Annotated in this window: 16 protein-coding genes; 4 read left to right on the forward strand and 12 right to left on the reverse strand. The window is 48.2% G+C overall.

Annotated features, from left to right (window positions below):
• The first annotated feature begins 3 nt into the window (after window positions 1-3).
• The 3 genes from AB1E37_RS09815 to AB1E37_RS09825 are packed head-to-tail and all read left to right on the forward strand — an operon-like array spanning window position 4 to window position 2,901.
• Window positions 4-1,017: an ABC transporter ATP-binding protein gene (locus AB1E37_RS09815; RefSeq protein ID WP_004151853.1), complete on the forward strand. Its 1,014-nt coding sequence runs from the start codon at window positions 4-6 to the stop codon at window positions 1,015-1,017.
• Window positions 1,014-2,018, forward strand: coding sequence for a murein tripeptide/oligopeptide ABC transporter ATP-binding protein OppF (oppF, locus tag AB1E37_RS09820; RefSeq protein ID WP_367777082.1), 1,005 nt, complete (start codon window positions 1,014-1,016; stop codon window positions 2,016-2,018). Before AB1E37_RS09815 ends, oppF begins: the two co-directional genes overlap by 4 nt.
• A gap of 55 nt (window positions 2,019-2,073) precedes the next feature.
• Window positions 2,074-2,901, forward strand: a complete 828-nt coding sequence (locus tag AB1E37_RS09825) for an ion transporter (protein ID WP_002910080.1) — start codon at window positions 2,074-2,076, stop codon at window positions 2,899-2,901.
• 63 nt (window positions 2,902-2,964) lie between these two features.
• On the opposite strand, the gene AB1E37_RS09830 is transcribed toward AB1E37_RS09825, so the two are convergent.
• Window positions 2,965-3,294, reverse strand: a complete 330-nt coding sequence (locus AB1E37_RS09830; RefSeq protein ID WP_002910079.1) for an HI1450 family dsDNA-mimic protein — start codon at window positions 3,292-3,294, stop codon at window positions 2,965-2,967.
• 34 nt (window positions 3,295-3,328) lie between these two features.
• The gene (gene cls / locus AB1E37_RS09835) at window positions 3,329-4,789 is read right to left on the reverse strand and encodes a cardiolipin synthase (protein WP_002910077.1); all 1,461 of its coding nucleotides are present in this window, start codon (window positions 4,787-4,789) and stop codon (window positions 3,329-3,331) included.
• A 143-nt stretch (window positions 4,790-4,932) separates the two neighbouring features.
• Between cls and AB1E37_RS09840 the strand changes: the two genes are divergently transcribed.
• Window positions 4,933-5,106, forward strand: coding sequence for a YciY family protein (locus AB1E37_RS09840; RefSeq protein ID WP_004194006.1), 174 nt, complete (start codon window positions 4,933-4,935; stop codon window positions 5,104-5,106).
• Window positions 5,107-5,591: 485 nt separating this feature from the next.
• Here AB1E37_RS09840 and AB1E37_RS09845 read toward each other — a convergent pair whose 3' ends face one another.
• From AB1E37_RS09845 to AB1E37_RS09890, 10 genes are all read right to left on the reverse strand, one after another.
• Window positions 5,592-6,239, reverse strand: a complete 648-nt coding sequence (locus AB1E37_RS09845; protein WP_004175590.1) for a YceI family protein — start codon at window positions 6,237-6,239, stop codon at window positions 5,592-5,594.
• Between the two features lie 428 nt (window positions 6,240-6,667).
• The gene (locus tag AB1E37_RS09850) at window positions 6,668-6,808 is read right to left on the reverse strand and encodes a hypothetical protein (RefSeq protein WP_009485717.1); all 141 of its coding nucleotides are present in this window, start codon (window positions 6,806-6,808) and stop codon (window positions 6,668-6,670) included.
• Between the two features lie 112 nt (window positions 6,809-6,920).
• Window positions 6,921-7,217: a YciI family protein gene (locus AB1E37_RS09855; protein WP_002910042.1), complete on the reverse strand. Its 297-nt coding sequence runs from the start codon at window positions 7,215-7,217 to the stop codon at window positions 6,921-6,923.
• Between the two features lie 839 nt (window positions 7,218-8,056).
• On the reverse strand, window positions 8,057-8,242 hold the full coding sequence (locus AB1E37_RS09860; protein WP_004898938.1) for a hypothetical protein: 186 nt from the start codon (window positions 8,240-8,242) through the stop codon (window positions 8,057-8,059).
• On the reverse strand, window positions 8,239-8,577 hold the full coding sequence (locus tag AB1E37_RS09865; RefSeq protein ID WP_004898935.1) for a hypothetical protein: 339 nt from the start codon (window positions 8,575-8,577) through the stop codon (window positions 8,239-8,241). The genes AB1E37_RS09860 and AB1E37_RS09865 overlap by 4 nt, the downstream gene beginning before the upstream one ends.
• Window positions 8,570-9,091, reverse strand: coding sequence for a hypothetical protein (locus AB1E37_RS09870; RefSeq protein ID WP_004898933.1), 522 nt, complete (start codon window positions 9,089-9,091; stop codon window positions 8,570-8,572). Before AB1E37_RS09870 ends, AB1E37_RS09865 begins: the two co-directional genes overlap by 8 nt.
• A 998-nt stretch (window positions 9,092-10,089) precedes the next feature.
• Window positions 10,090-10,452 (reverse strand): protease inhibitor I42 family protein, encoded by a 363-nt coding sequence (locus AB1E37_RS09875; RefSeq protein WP_012967828.1) that lies wholly within the window; start codon window positions 10,450-10,452, stop codon window positions 10,090-10,092.
• Window positions 10,453-10,789: 337 nt separating this feature from the next.
• Window positions 10,790-11,413 (reverse strand): recombinase family protein, encoded by a 624-nt coding sequence (locus tag AB1E37_RS09880; RefSeq protein ID WP_004898927.1) that lies wholly within the window; start codon window positions 11,411-11,413, stop codon window positions 10,790-10,792.
• A gap of 209 nt (window positions 11,414-11,622) precedes the next feature.
• Window positions 11,623-12,120, reverse strand: a complete 498-nt coding sequence (locus AB1E37_RS09885) for a PH domain-containing protein (RefSeq protein WP_004898926.1) — start codon at window positions 12,118-12,120, stop codon at window positions 11,623-11,625.
• A 357-nt stretch (window positions 12,121-12,477) separates the two neighbouring features.
• The gene (locus AB1E37_RS09890; RefSeq protein ID WP_117116834.1) at window positions 12,478-14,031 is read right to left on the reverse strand and encodes a recombinase family protein; all 1,554 of its coding nucleotides are present in this window, start codon (window positions 14,029-14,031) and stop codon (window positions 12,478-12,480) included.
• Between the last annotated feature and the right edge of the window lie 10 nt (window positions 14,032-14,041).

The raw sequence follows: 14,041 nt of genomic DNA on the forward strand, positions 1-14,041 counted from the left end.
GCCATGACCATGATTGAAACGGCAAAAGCGCCGCAAGCGCAGAGCCACAGCGGGCTACTGCTGGACGTGAAAGATCTTCGCGTCACCTTTAAAACGCCGGATGGCGACGTCACCGCCGTCAATGATCTGAACTTCACTCTGCAGGCGGGCGAGACGCTCGGCATTGTGGGCGAATCCGGCTCCGGTAAATCGCAAACCGCCTTCGCCCTGATGGGACTGCTGGCGGCCAACGGTCGCATCGGGGGTTCCGCCACCTTTAACGGTCGGCAAATCCTCAATTTGCCCGAGCGTGAGCTGAACAAACTGCGCGCTGAACAAATCTCAATGATTTTCCAGGATCCGATGACCTCTCTTAACCCCTATATGCGGGTGGGCGAGCAGTTAATGGAAGTCCTGATGCTGCATAAAGGGCTGAGTAAAGCCGAAGCGTTTGAAGAGTCGGTGAAGATGCTCGACGCGGTAAAAATGCCGGAAGCGCGTAAGCGCATGAAAATGTTCCCGCACGAGTTCTCCGGGGGCATGCGTCAGCGCGTGATGATTGCCATGGCGCTGCTGTGCCGGCCCCGGCTGCTGATTGCGGATGAACCGACCACTGCCCTGGACGTTACCGTGCAGGCGCAGATCATGACGCTGTTGAATGAGCTTAAACGCGAATTCAACACGGCCATTATCATGATCACCCACGACCTTGGGGTGGTGGCAGGGATCTGCGATAAAGTGCTGGTGATGTACGCCGGGCGCACCATGGAGTACGGTCAGGCGCGCGATGTCTTCTATCAACCGTCGCACCCATACTCTATTGGGCTGTTGAATGCGGTTCCACGTCTGGATGCGGAAGGCGATGCGTTGTTGACCATTCCCGGCAACCCACCGAACCTGCTGCGATTGCCAAAAGGCTGTCCATTCCAGCCGCGTTGCCCGCATGCCATGGAGCAGTGCAGCAGCGCGCCGCCGCTGGAATCGTTCGCGCCAGGCCGCCTGCGCGCCTGCTTTAAACCGGTGGGGGATCTGCTATGAACGCCGTAACTGAACAACGAAAAGTCCTGCTCGAAATTGCCGACCTGAAGGTGCACTTCGATATCAAAGATGGCAAGCAGTGGTTCTGGCAGCCGTCGAAAACGCTGAAAGCGGTGGATGGCGTGACGCTGCGCCTTTACGAGGGTGAAACCCTCGGTGTGGTAGGGGAGTCGGGCTGCGGCAAATCGACCTTCGCCCGCGCCATTATTGGTCTGGTGAAAGCGACCGATGGTAAAGTGGCCTGGCTGGGTAAAGATCTGCTGGGCATGAAGCAGGAAGAGTGGCGCGACGTGCGCAGCGATATCCAGATGATCTTTCAGGATCCGCTGGCCTCGCTGAACCCGCGCATGACCATCGGAGAAATTATCGCCGAACCGCTGCGTACCTATCATCCGAAGATGCCCCGTCAGGAAGTGCGCGATCGCGTCAAAGCGATGATGATGAAAGTTGGATTGCTGCCCAACCTGATCAACCGCTATCCGCACGAGTTCTCCGGCGGTCAGTGTCAGCGTATCGGCATCGCGCGGGCGCTGATCCTTGAGCCAAAGCTGATTATCTGCGATGAGCCGGTCTCCGCGCTTGACGTGTCGATTCAGGCGCAGGTCGTCAACCTGCTGCAGCAACTGCAGCGTGAGATGGGGCTATCGCTGATATTTATCGCTCACGATCTGGCGGTGGTTAAGCATATCTCCGATCGGGTTCTGGTAATGTATCTGGGCCATGCGGTGGAGCTGGGGACCTACGACGAGGTGTACCATAATCCACTGCATCCCTATAGCAAAGCGCTGATGTCGGCGGTGCCGATCCCCGATCCTGATCTCGAGAAAACGAAAACTATACAACTGCTCGAAGGCGAATTACCCTCGCCGATTAATCCGCCCTCAGGCTGCGTATTCCGCACCCGCTGTCCGCTTGCCGGACCGGAGTGCGCCAAAACCCGCCCGGTGCTGGAAGGCAGTTTCCGCCATGCGGTTTCCTGCCTTAAGGTAGACCCGTTATAATCTCAGGGGCTGACGCAGGTCAGCCCTTTTTTTTTGCGAGGTTAACGAAGTGGGTATGCTTTCTGCCGCTCGTCTGCGGCTTTATCATTTACTTTTCGATCAGAACCGACGTTCCGGCCGCCGCTTTGAAGGGCTGTGCGGACTTTTCGCCCTGCTCAGCGTACTGGTAATATTTATCGAGTCGGGACTGGGCACGCAATATCACCTGACATTAGATGAATGGCATATTTTCGTCTGGCTGGAGCTGCTGGTGACCGCGGTCTTTACCCTGGAATACCTGCTGCGTATCGCTACCTGGCCCAATCCGCTCCACTATATTTTCAGCTTTTGGGGGCTGATTGACCTGGCGACGATTTTACCGCTGTATGTGATGTGGCTATGGCCGGAAATTAGCCTCAATTATGTATTCGCCTGGCGGGCAATGCGGGCGATCCGCGCGCTGCGTATTCTCAAACTACTGCGCTTTATGCCTTCGCTCAACGTGTTCTGGCGAGCGATTGTCAGCGCGCGCCATCAGCTGATCCTGTTTTATTCGTTTATCGCCATTGTGATGGTGATTTTCGGCTCGTTAATGTATCTGATTGAGGGGCCGGAATACGGCTTTACCACGCTTAACGCCTCGGTCTATTGGGCCATCGTGACCATCACCACCGTCGGCTACGGAGACATCACGCCGCACACGCCGTTGGGTCGCATCCTGGCCTCCATTCTTATCCTGATCGGCTACTCCATTATTGCCATACCGACCGGACTTATCACCACGCATATGACCAGCGCCCTGAATCGTCGACGACAGCAGCGCCTGTGTCCGCAGTGTCAGCAGGGCGACCATGACGATAACGCCCGTTTCTGCCATGCCTGCGGTCATGCCTTGCCGAAGTAAGCTGGCGACGTAAAAAAAGCCTGCCGGGAGAACCGCGGCAGGCTTTTTACTGGATGTTAAAGGTTATTCACGCCACAGAATATGGCACAGCTTATGATCTTTCTCGCGGCACAGCAGAACGCGGGCGAAGATATCATTGATTTCCCCGCCGTCGGTATCCGCCAGACCAATCACCACTTCGGCGAAGAAATCCGGGTTGAGATCGTAATCCACATGCTCTTCCCAGTCTGCCGAAGGGTCGAACAGTTCGGCGCCGCCGCGCTCCTCAAACTGCAGGTTAAACAGAATGATGTCCGCCGGGTCGAGATTGTCGGCCGCCAGTTCGAGGAAGATATCGTAAGCCTGCTCGAGCGTTTCGTCTTCGGTCAGGCGGTTGTTTAAATCCATATCCATGATTGCTACTCATTCGGTATCTGATGGGCACGTTTTACAGCAACGGGCTGAAGAAGTAAAACAGTCGCTCGGCGATCCGCTGCCACAGCGGACGTTTTAACCAGAGACGGGCATCCAGCAGGCGCGAGCGCGAGATATAATCATCCTGAACCGCCGCCAGATCGCTGCCGAAACCGGCGTCATCGATGACCAGGGTAATCTCGAAGTTGAGCCACAGGCTGCGCATATCCAGGTTGACGGTCCCCACAAGACTTAGCTCGCCATCGACCAGCACGCTCTTGGTATGCAACAGTCCGCCCTCAAACTGATAGATTTTGACCCCGGCCGCCAGCAGCTCGGTGAAGAAGGCCCGGCTGGCCCAGCCTACCAGCAGCGAATCGTTCTTGCGCGGTAAAATAATGCTCACGTCAACGCCGCGCTGGGCGGCGGTACAGATCGCATGCAGCAGGTCGTCGCTGGGTACGAAGTAGGGGGTGGTCATGATCAGATGCTCTTTCGCCGCATAGGCGGCGGTGAGGAGAGCCTGATGAATCAGATCTTCCGGAAAGCCCGGTCCGGAGGCGATCGTGTGAATAGTATGTCCGCTGGCCTCTTCGAACGGCATGATATTGACGTCCGGCGGCGGCGGCAGAATGCGCTTGCCGGTCTCTATTTCCCAGTCGCAGGAGTAGACGATGCCCATCGAGGTCGCCACCGGGCCTTCCATTCGCGCCATTAGATCAATCCACTGTCCGACTCCTGAGTCCTGTTTAAAGTAGCGCGGATCGACCATATTCATGCTGCCGGTGTAGGCGATATAGTTATCGATCATCACCATTTTACGATGCTGACGCAGGTCCATCCGGCGCAGGAATACGCGCATCAGGTTAACCTTAAGAGCTTCGACGACTTCAATACCGGCGTTACGCATCATCGCCGCCCATGGGCTGCGGAAAAAGGCCACGCTGCCCGCGGAGTCGAGCATTAGCCGACAGTGAACCCCGCGGCGAGCGGCGGCCATCAGCGATTCAGCGACGCTGTCGGCCATGCCGCCGGGCTGCCAGATATAAAAGACCATCTCTATGTTGTGACGGGCCAGCTGAATATCGCGGATCAGGGCCTGCATCACGTCGTCAGATTCCGTCAGCAGCTGTAGCTGGTTGCCTTTTACGCCGCCAATGCCCTGACGCCGTTCGCACAGCTTGAACAGGGATTCGGCCACCGGGCTGTTATCTTCCGCGAAGATATGTTTGCAGGCTTTGAGGTCGTTTAGCCACTTGGCCGTCGAGGGCCACATCGCCCTGGCGCGCTCGGCCCGACGCTTGCCGAGATGCAGCTCGCCAAAGGAGAGATAGGCGATAATCCCCACCAGCGGCAGGATATAAATGATCAGCAACCATGCCATGGCGGACGGGACAGCGCGGCGTTTCATTAGAATTCGTAATGTTACACCGGCGATCAACAGCCAGTACCCCAGAATGACCAGCCAGTTCACCACCGTGTAAAAGGTTGTCATAGATGTAAAATCCTTTTGAATGACGATATGTGATGAGTTTACGCATCAGTATTTTTCTGGCAAATAAAAACGCAGCGAAAGCGGTAGTCAGTTGCTGGCAGAGGTTTATAATGGGGGCTATTTTCACTCGTAGAGTCGTTGCAATGAAGCGTAGTAGAACGGAAGTAGGGCGCTGGCGCATGCTGAGACAGGTGAATCGCCGTAAAGCGCGCTGGCTGGAAGCCCAATCGCGCCGCAATATGCGGATCCTCGCTATCAGGAAGGGACTGGTGAAACGGCAGCGTCATGCCCTGCTGTTTATCTTCCCTGACAGCTAAGCGAGCAGGCAAACGGCACCGTACGCGGTGCCGTTGTCGTTTTCTCTCTGCGCTAAATTCCCGTTGCACATCTCCATAGGGCAATGATGGTTTTTCATGCTGCTATGCGACGACAAAACAGAGCTCCCGCCTCAGTGAAAGAGAGATGCTACGCCTGGCTTGTAATGACGGACGACAAGATCCAGAGCCAAGTCGTTTGCGGCGCGACAGGAATTAACCGTCAGATAGCATTTATTGCCGCTCAGGAAGGGCATGGCGTTGTTAAATGCTTAATGATATGACCGGCCAGCTGCGGTAACCAGGCGGGAACTGAGGGAATGAGAAAACAGACTCAGACAGGCAAGGGGGTTATTAAGCGGTCCAGCGCGTTGAAGCTCAATGAACCGACCGATCCTGACCATGAATAATCTGAGCCTGTTATATTATCCAGAGAGGCCATGCAATAAGCATCCTGAATAAAACGCAATCGTTGCGCCAGCTTTTACTTATTTTGCATAGGCTTCCGTGGATAACGTGATGGTGACGTTATCACTTACCGCCGGCACATATTTATCAAGCTTAAAGTCTGAACGTTTTATCACCCCGGTGGCATCAAATCCAATGGCCTCTTTTTTCACCATTGGGTGCATATCCTGCTTATTCAGGACGGCATGCAGGACCACCGGTTTGGTGATGCCTTTAATGGTCAAATTACCTTCCACGTCATATTTATTGTCGCCTTTGCTTTCCACTTTGGTACTCTGGAAAGTGGCGTCGGGAAACGTTTTAACATCAAAATACTCTTTGCCTAAAAACTCATCCGTTAACGCCTTGACGTGAGCGTCAATGGTTTTCACTGGCAGCGTGACGTTCACCGAGGATTTCTCCGGATTCTCTTTATCAAAGGCCAGTTTCCCTGAAACATCAGAGAGATAGGCGGTAGGGTTTGAGAAGCCGAAATGGTTCCAGGAGATCACAACCGAGGTATGCTGTGGATCAAGACTGTATTCCTTAGCCGCGGCTTGCGACACAGGAATATATAAGGCAAGTACAGAAAGCAATGCGGTTTTTTTCAGGGTATTCACACAATAATCCTCAAAATCGGCAGGTACATAAATGTTAGCCCAAAAAAATACAGGGCTTATTGAAAACATTTGTTATTCCCTTTCAAATTTTTTAATCAAGCAGTGATGCCCCTACTATCACTCTGCGTGAAGTTTACGCAACGAAATTAATAGGCTTTAAAAATGATGCTCAGCAACTTAACGCTGGCAGCGTAGTTAATACCCCTTTATGCCTGCCAGGTAAACCTTTGTCTACAGGGGTGTTATTTCCACGTGCTTTCAAGCGGCTACGGTCCTGAATATAGCAAGATGGGCTACGTTCGGTTCCGCGGCATCCGCAGTGGATGCCCAATAACATTTTTTTTCAGGCTTTCATATCTGTCGTTAAGCAACTATCTTTCAGTAATTATTTTCTTTCTATTGCACTGTAGATTTATAGGGCTATATCAGGATGTGCTGACATTAAATGCAAGCGCTAAATAACAACGCGATCCTCCCTAACAGCCTTACACAAAGTATTAGTAATTCACTATCACGCGTGGCGTCGATGTTTTGTCAGCATTTTCCATTGTCGAAAAAAGCGAGGCGATGGTCGATGATGGGGTAGCAGGAGAAAGTGCGTGCTCATCTTCCAGGCTTCTCAGGCGGATAACAGTCAACGCTTTCGCGAGGTTAAAAAGGGCGACACTTCAATGTCGTGTACCAAAATGCGCCCTTCATTCTGATGACCTGGGTGTTTTTGTGGTTAGCCAGAAAAAGGAAAGGGTATTTTCAAAAAACCTTCTTATACGGCTTAACTGAGACCTGGCGGTAAACCCCGGCGGCGATATACGGATCGTCATTAGCCCAGGCCTGGGCCGCTTCCAGCGATTCAAACTCGGCAATCACCGTTGAGCCGCTGAATCCTGCTGCGCCCGGTTCGTTACTGTCAACGGCCGGCATTGGCCCGGCGGTAAGCAGTCGGCCTTCATCGTGTAAGAGTTGTAAACGCGCGAGATGCGCGGGGCGAACCGACAGCCGCTTTTCCAGAGAATCGGCGATATCTTCAGCGTAGATAACGTAAAGCACGGCAAAGCTCCTTATCAATAATCAGGCGAATTACGTTAAGTTAAACAGCGATGGACTGCAATGCAAAGATGCGCTCTGGAGTGGAAAGCACTGCCGACGCAGCTTTTTTCTGCAAATGGCGGCAAAAATTGACTCAGGTTAAGACGCCTTATTGAATATGATTGCTATTTGCATTTAAAATCGGAGCATCATTTTTCAACAGAAACGACTATGAGCGCAATGACCCTTGAATATAGGCTATTCGGGTTTTAGGTTATCTGGCGTTCATTTGACTTGCAAGCCTCCTTTAAGTCCCTTCTCATCTCACATTGCCAATTGATTGCCATGCTGGTTTTATGTACAGTGAATCGTGATAAAGCAAGTAGCATTCAGGAGATTACATATGTCCTCTTATGATTCGCGGGTTCAGTTGACGTCAAAAAGCAGCGTTATCTATAAGTTTCTGGTTCATGCGGATAGCCCGCAGGGGGCAAGAGTCAAAGTCCAAAATCATCTGAGAAAGCTGGGAGATTTTGATTTCAGTGAAATTTGCATTTCGTCTATGGAGGTGAGGGGGGATGTCTTGCTTCTAAACCCTGACGGTACACAGTGCCTGATTATTTAAGGTACAAGCTATCATCGCAATCGCAATGTATGTTTTTTGAGCAAATGGACTATAGCGATGTGATGTCGCTGCTTATCACTACACCCTGCAATACCGTAACGCTTAACCAGTTCATAGCCGACCTTATCCAGCCTTTTCAGTAGCTGTTCAGGTAGCGATAAGACCAAATTAAAGGCTACGGGGGTAATCACCTCTTGCTTATCATTTTGTTTCAGTGGGTTGAATGCGTAAAGGTTCATTGTTCAGTCTCCACGTTTCGTAGCATTTCACCAATTGCCAGTATTAGACGCTGTTCTTCTGACTTAATCCCGCTACCGATTCGGCTTGCCAGCCTTTCCAGTTTCCCCAAATAAAAAGGGTGAAGGTTCAGAGCTATGTTTGCTCGTACTTGCTGACCATATTCATTGAAGAGTTGATTCATTTACAGCCCTCCATCGACTGAGCAACTTCAGCCGCTTCTGAGGCTGCCGCTATAGCTTTGTTTCGCTTTGTCTGTGCTTCGAGGATTCGTACAGTTGCATCACGCTGCAAGCGGGTGACCTTTGAAGAAGCCGCTTTCAGAATCCCGTCACAGAACGCTTTATGCTGGTTACTCATAGCGCTGGTGGCCTTAACGTAATCAGCGGGATTGATACCTATAGCTTCACAGAAAGGCTGTACGGCGTCGATGGCAGTCACTGTATGGCGTTGCATTAACTGAGCCTGTAAAGTGGCAATCTGAGCCTTGTAAGCGGCCTCAGTGACTTTGTTAGTCATTACCCACCTCATCAGCGACAATCACAGATAGATACGATTCAAGCGGTTTAATTCCCGATAACGCTTCTTCAGCCTGTTTCACCAATACGTTGTGAGCATGGATGGCCTTATTTACCTTATTTGCTCTCTCAGTGATTCCTGCATCAACAAATTTCTCAGCGGCTTTCTTACATGCCTTTTCAATCTCAGCAAGCGGGTTATGTTTTGGTGACTGCTGTAAGGGTACAAACTTGATAAATCCAGCTCCCATTTCATACACAATATAACCCTCATTCATCATTTTCTGAATAATGGTCTGTACCATCGCCGGGTGTGTAACCTGTCGGATTCTGAATCCATAATCTTCGACTGGCTGAGACATTAGTTGCTTAGTCTTGATAGCAATAAGAGTATCTTTATTCAGGCTGTCTGCGTTGTAAATATCCTTTGCATCTTCGATATTTTCCAGTGCGGCTTTAATTTTGGGGATGAAATGTGATTCGATTTCAATTCGTTTCTGTGTAGGACTATTCATTATTAACGCTCTCGTGAAATTCAGATACAAAAATACACCACACAGGCCGTCTTTTACGTAACCCGTGTAGTGTCATCTGGAATGTGTAAGGGGGTTGGCTAACCTGTCCCCGAGGAAGGGATGCCACAGGAAAGCCATTAATTTGTTAGGAAATCAATCCAATATAAAAATGTTAACATGTTGTTAAATTCTGTCAAGGGGTTTCAGTTTCTGACAGATAGCCTTAATGATTTCGTACCGTCTGGTTTTAGTCATCATACGAGGCGGGGTGTAATCAGAGGGAGGTGTAATTCCTGTTAATTCGGAAAGGCTCTTATATTGCATGTAGAACCGATGTGTCTTTTCAGTTACAACGATAAAGTATTTCTTTTTCATTCATATTAATAACCCTTAAACAGGAAAGGTCACCCCCCATAATAAAACCTGAGAAAGTGACCTTCCAGCTATTCTCATCTATCTAAGACCCTGTTGACCGATTTTGATAAATGAGTATTACTGTATTATTATCATACGGAACTGTGTTTTTGTCCAGTGGTATTTTGTTATTACAGAAATTGATGAATGGTTATTATTGGCGGGATGGCGTGATGGCGGAAATGCATATTTAGCACTTTTTGTTAAGAAAAATTGATGAAAATATGATATAAATAGAGTTATCTGTTAAGTTAACTGATTGAGTCTTTTTGTTTCACTTCAATAAACATGGCTAACGCAAAAAGCCATGAAAATTTGATTGATTCACTTACAAAGAATATCAATAACACTTAACAGAAAGTTAAATTCCCGAATCACCAATCAAGGAAATTATCCTTTCAACTTTCGCATGGCTTGTGTTGAATGCCAGAAACAATGGTACAGGGATAACGGTAAGCATAAGCCGGATCCAGACATTAAACCTTTTAGCTCTGCCTATACAATTGCAGCGGTATTTTTCAAAGGTATTAGGCTGTGAGTAGATGATACATCCCTCCCTGTGAAAACAAAGAGGGAGGGCAAGATTACTTAATCACAACTTTAACTTCTTTTTCCTGCCAGCTTGATTTGTTAAATGACTGACCGTAAATGAGTTTTAGTGTGCTTTCCCCTTTCTTTTCACCAATGAAGTGAAGCACTTCTTCACCACCGCACCCTACGGCACCTTTCGGACAGTCTTTTGACTGCTCATATCCTCCAGAAACGAAAATCAATCCGTCAGGAAGGTCTTTAATCATCCAGCCGTAACCCGTAGTCGGATTGGACTCAAGGGATAGTTTGACATCTTTACCGACTTCACCTGTTACAGTAGTGGTTTCATTTGCAGCATTGGCTGTTATAGCAGCAGACATCATAACTCCGAAAACAACAGCTTTAACTTTGTTCATGTTACTCTTCCTTTTCACATATAAATCGACCAAAAAACCAGTGATACAACAATATCTGTTTTGCCATCTGCATGAATGAATCATGGCAGACTATGAATCCATCTCGAATGGCATTAATCTTATTTTTCCCAAAATTGGGTAAGGTCGTTTGATAGTCCAATATTCATACACTATGGAACATATCTATGAGGGTCTGGAAGATTTGATGAGCAGATGAATACCTGCTTAGAAGGCGAACCTGAGAAAGTAGCGGTTAACAAGCAATTCCTCAACATATCTCTAATGAAATCAATCAGAAAGCCCCACGCAAGCAGGGCGTGAGTCTTCACCAGTTAAATTAAGCTAATTCTTTGAGGCTCTTACTGACCTTTGCCACAGTTGCCCGCGAACAAGCCACTGTTTCCATTACGTCACTGTAGGACATACCAGCCTGTAACAGCTTGGCTATTCTCTCATTGCGCTGTGTGTCCTCTGGACGGCCTTTGTACTTACCGTCTGATTTAGCCTTTACAATACCCTGAGCCTGTCTTCTCTTACGGTCTGTGTAATCCTTTCTGGCAATAGCGGCGAGCATGTCCAGCATCATCCCGTTCAACGCCTCAAGCATCCTGCTGGTGAACTCATCTCCTGACTGAATAAGCTGGTGGCTTGTTGGCAGGTCTAAGGCAACCACTCTCACACCTTTCTCATTAATCAGTGACCGTAACTTGTTCCAGTCTTCACCGCTCAAACGTGACAGGCGGTCTACCTGCTCGACTAAGAGAACATCTCCCTTCTGTGCAATCTCAAGTAATCTGAACAACTCAGGACGCTTTAGAGATGCACCTGATTCATTCTCTGCGAAGTAGCTTGAAATAGTCATACCGTTGGCTGTAGCGAATTCATCCAACTGACCTTTGGCGCGTGTTGCGTCTTGCTGAGTGGTGGAAGCTCTGAGGTAAGCGTAGACACGTGAAGTCATGATAGTTAGCCGTAGCAGTCTGTTTAAGATGGTTCAATTATATCAGTCTGTTTTGCATGGTTCAATAAATCATTTTTGAGGTGAACTGGTTCACTAAATCGGTGCCTCTTGAGGTATACCTTAACCAGACCAAAAAAATGACAGGAGAAAAAAGAAGGGGTAAGCGGAGATTGAGGGGCAACCTAAAGAGGAAGCCCCAGAAAAATTTATTAAGCCGAGGTTTCTTTTTCTTCTAAGAAATTGTTAACAATTCTGCGGAAATCAAGAGGTTTCTTAATTGATGGAATCGGCGTACCTGTACCGCCAGTTCCTTTTACAACAACCGTACCGTAACCCAGCAAGCGCCCTAAAAGCCCTTGATTGATACTGATACTTTCAACCTTTTCAAGGCGCAACTCGATGGTTGAGCGACGAATAAAACCGAATTTTGCAATGATACGTTTGTTGGTCAGCGCGAGTTCCGTTGTTGCAACCTTAACAACAACATTAAGCAGCATAAACAGCCCCAGAAACAGAAAGACCCAGCCTACGCTATTTGGATGAGCTTCCCCTTCTTTCGCTGCTGCCGATGCCATGAATCCACCAAAAGCAATGAAAAGAAAGAACAGCGAAACAATAATAGTGATAAGGAATGATAACCATGAGACATGTGCCCTCACGATAACCTCTTCACCTTTGGATAAGTTTGAATCAACGTAACTTGCCATGCACAATTCCTTCGCAATAGTAATAATCCGAAACATTATAAAATGTTTTCTGTTTGTAAATACATAGTGTCAGCCGATTTTTAGTGACATCCTCTGAGCATCAGTGAGTAAACTAACAGAATCAGTCCTGTAGCCTTACGTGAAACAGTAAAACGCCCTCAACCGTTGGTATCACTGGGCTGATGGTGAAAATTCAGATGCCTTGATACACTGATAAACCCTGTTAATAAAGTGATTATTTATGCGGTTTTTGCAGTATTATCAGGGTTGTGGTGTTTATTTATGCACTTTTCAAAGATGAAAAAGGGAAGCCGTCAGGTCATAGCGTAAAATCTCTTGCTAAGAACGTTTTGTAACCTACTTACCAGGCTTCCTGAACTCTTCATCAGATGTAATGACGCTGAACATGTCGATGTCTGTAGGTGACGGGGATGATACAACTTGCTTCATTAAATCCCGTGATAACACAGGAGATAAGTCTCTTGATTTTCCAATTACAGTACCGTTTCGAAGCGTGATTATTATCATTTCACGTTGCAGCTCGATGGATTGTACGAATTTTGACAGTATGAGTTGTGCTTCTACTCTTCCTGCTTTGGTCGTCAAGTCAATCTCCGACAGGTGATGCAACGGCTTATCACTCAATGTTTCACGCTGATTGAGTTCGTCTAATTCACTTTGCAAGTTACTGCGTTGAATGTTCAGTTCTTTGACCTGTTCTTTAAGCTCTGTAACATCATCCAGTTCGAGAAGCAGGGTGGTTGCCTTTTTTAACTTGCTGGTTACCAACGAAATTTGATACTCAATCTCAGCTTTTCGTTTGTCAGTGTTGTTACCATCATCCCTCTCAAGGAAGCCAACGATGTTATCAAGCATCCATTTATCAAAGGGTTTACGTTTAATGGTAGGAACATTGCAACGTCCATCAGGGACATTGTTACAACGGTAAACACCTTGATAGGTTGCCTTGACACCTGTGGGATGTACTGAGGCACCGCATTGACAGCGAATGATTCCCTTAAACAGATTGATAGTAATTGGATTGTCACTGGCTGGCGCTCTGCCAACACGATTTTTTGACAGAATCTCCTGAGCCTTATTAAAGGTGGCAACATCAATCGCTGGTTCATAGTAGTTGGGGATAGCGGGGCGGTCATTACGCTTGGATGCTGCCAGTGTTCCAACGGTTGACTCAGAGCGTAAGATAGTACGGACAGAGTGAACACTAAAGCCATTCGCTTTTTCACGTCGAGAGAATGACTTAATGTTGTTTGCCTGAAGGTAACGAGCAATGTTGTGAAGAGATTCACCAGAAAGGAGCAAATCGAAAATTGTCACAACGGTTGATGAGTGCTCGTTAAGTTTACGAGTATCAGGGTCTATCCAGCCTGGGACATTTTTAGTCAGTTGCTGTTTGCCTTCTAATGCAAGCTGTGCTCTATGCTCCCATGCAGCACTTACCTTGATTGATTTCTCTTTTGATTGCTGATGTGCGATGTGTGCGGCTATCTTCAACTGAATAGATGTATCAAGGTCATCAATATTGGTGCTGGTGTAGATTTTGCCTGATTCGAGACAAATCACATCAACACCTTTACCCGTAATGAGGTCTACAAGGTTTTCGGTATTACGTGCTTTCTGTCGGTTAAGACGGGTTTCTGATTCGACAAGTAAGACAGTTTGCCCTGACAGGTACTTACCATCCTGTATGTTTTGAAGCATTCGTCCAAAATCGCCTTTCAGATGGTGACCGTGATATGCCGATGCACCTTCATCTGAGAATTCATCGACAACTTTTGCATCAGGGTTATCTTTCAGCCATCTCTCAAATAGACCTTTCTGGCGGCGTATTGAGTCACCACGTTCTTGTGGCTTACTGCTGAAACGAAGGTATGTAATTACTTGACGCATAGTGATAGAC

This window comes from Klebsiella sp. Shm-1, assembly GCF_040804525.1.
Taxonomy (GTDB): domain Bacteria; phylum Pseudomonadota; class Gammaproteobacteria; order Enterobacterales; family Enterobacteriaceae; genus Klebsiella; species Klebsiella pneumoniae.

Excerpts from the sequence above, each read along its gene's own strand:
- AB1E37_RS09815 (WP_004151853.1), top strand. The coding sequence starts at position 4 with ATGACCATGATTGAAACGGCAAAAGCGCCGCAAGCGCAGAGCCACAGC.
- oppF (WP_367777082.1), top strand. The coding sequence starts at position 1,014 with ATGAACGCCGTAACTGAACAACGAAAAGTCCTGCTCGAAATTGCCGAC.
- AB1E37_RS09825 (WP_002910080.1), top strand. The coding sequence starts at position 2,074 with ATGCTTTCTGCCGCTCGTCTGCGGCTTTATCATTTACTTTTCGATCAG.
- AB1E37_RS09830 (WP_002910079.1), bottom strand. The coding sequence starts at position 3,294 with ATGGATATGGATTTAAACAACCGCCTGACCGAAGACGAAACGCTCGAG.
- cls (WP_002910077.1), bottom strand. The coding sequence starts at position 4,789 with ATGACAACCTTTTACACGGTGGTGAACTGGCTGGTCATTCTGGGGTAC.
- AB1E37_RS09840 (WP_004194006.1), top strand. The coding sequence starts at position 4,933 with ATGAAGCGTAGTAGAACGGAAGTAGGGCGCTGGCGCATGCTGAGACAG.
- AB1E37_RS09845 (WP_004175590.1), bottom strand. The coding sequence starts at position 6,239 with ATGTTTTCAATAAGCCCTGTATTTTTTTGGGCTAACATTTATGTACCT.
- AB1E37_RS09860 (WP_004898938.1), bottom strand. The coding sequence starts at position 8,242 with ATGAATCAACTCTTCAATGAATATGGTCAGCAAGTACGAGCAAACATA.
- AB1E37_RS09865 (WP_004898935.1), bottom strand. The coding sequence starts at position 8,577 with ATGACTAACAAAGTCACTGAGGCCGCTTACAAGGCTCAGATTGCCACT.
- AB1E37_RS09870 (WP_004898933.1), bottom strand. The coding sequence starts at position 9,091 with ATGAATAGTCCTACACAGAAACGAATTGAAATCGAATCACATTTCATC.
- AB1E37_RS09875 (WP_012967828.1), bottom strand. The coding sequence starts at position 10,452 with ATGAACAAAGTTAAAGCTGTTGTTTTCGGAGTTATGATGTCTGCTGCT.
- AB1E37_RS09880 (WP_004898927.1), bottom strand. The coding sequence starts at position 11,413 with ATGACTTCACGTGTCTACGCTTACCTCAGAGCTTCCACCACTCAGCAA.
- AB1E37_RS09885 (WP_004898926.1), bottom strand. The coding sequence starts at position 12,120 with ATGGCAAGTTACGTTGATTCAAACTTATCCAAAGGTGAAGAGGTTATC.
- AB1E37_RS09890 (WP_117116834.1), bottom strand. The coding sequence starts at position 14,031 with ATGCGTCAAGTAATTACATACCTTCGTTTCAGCAGTAAGCCACAAGAA.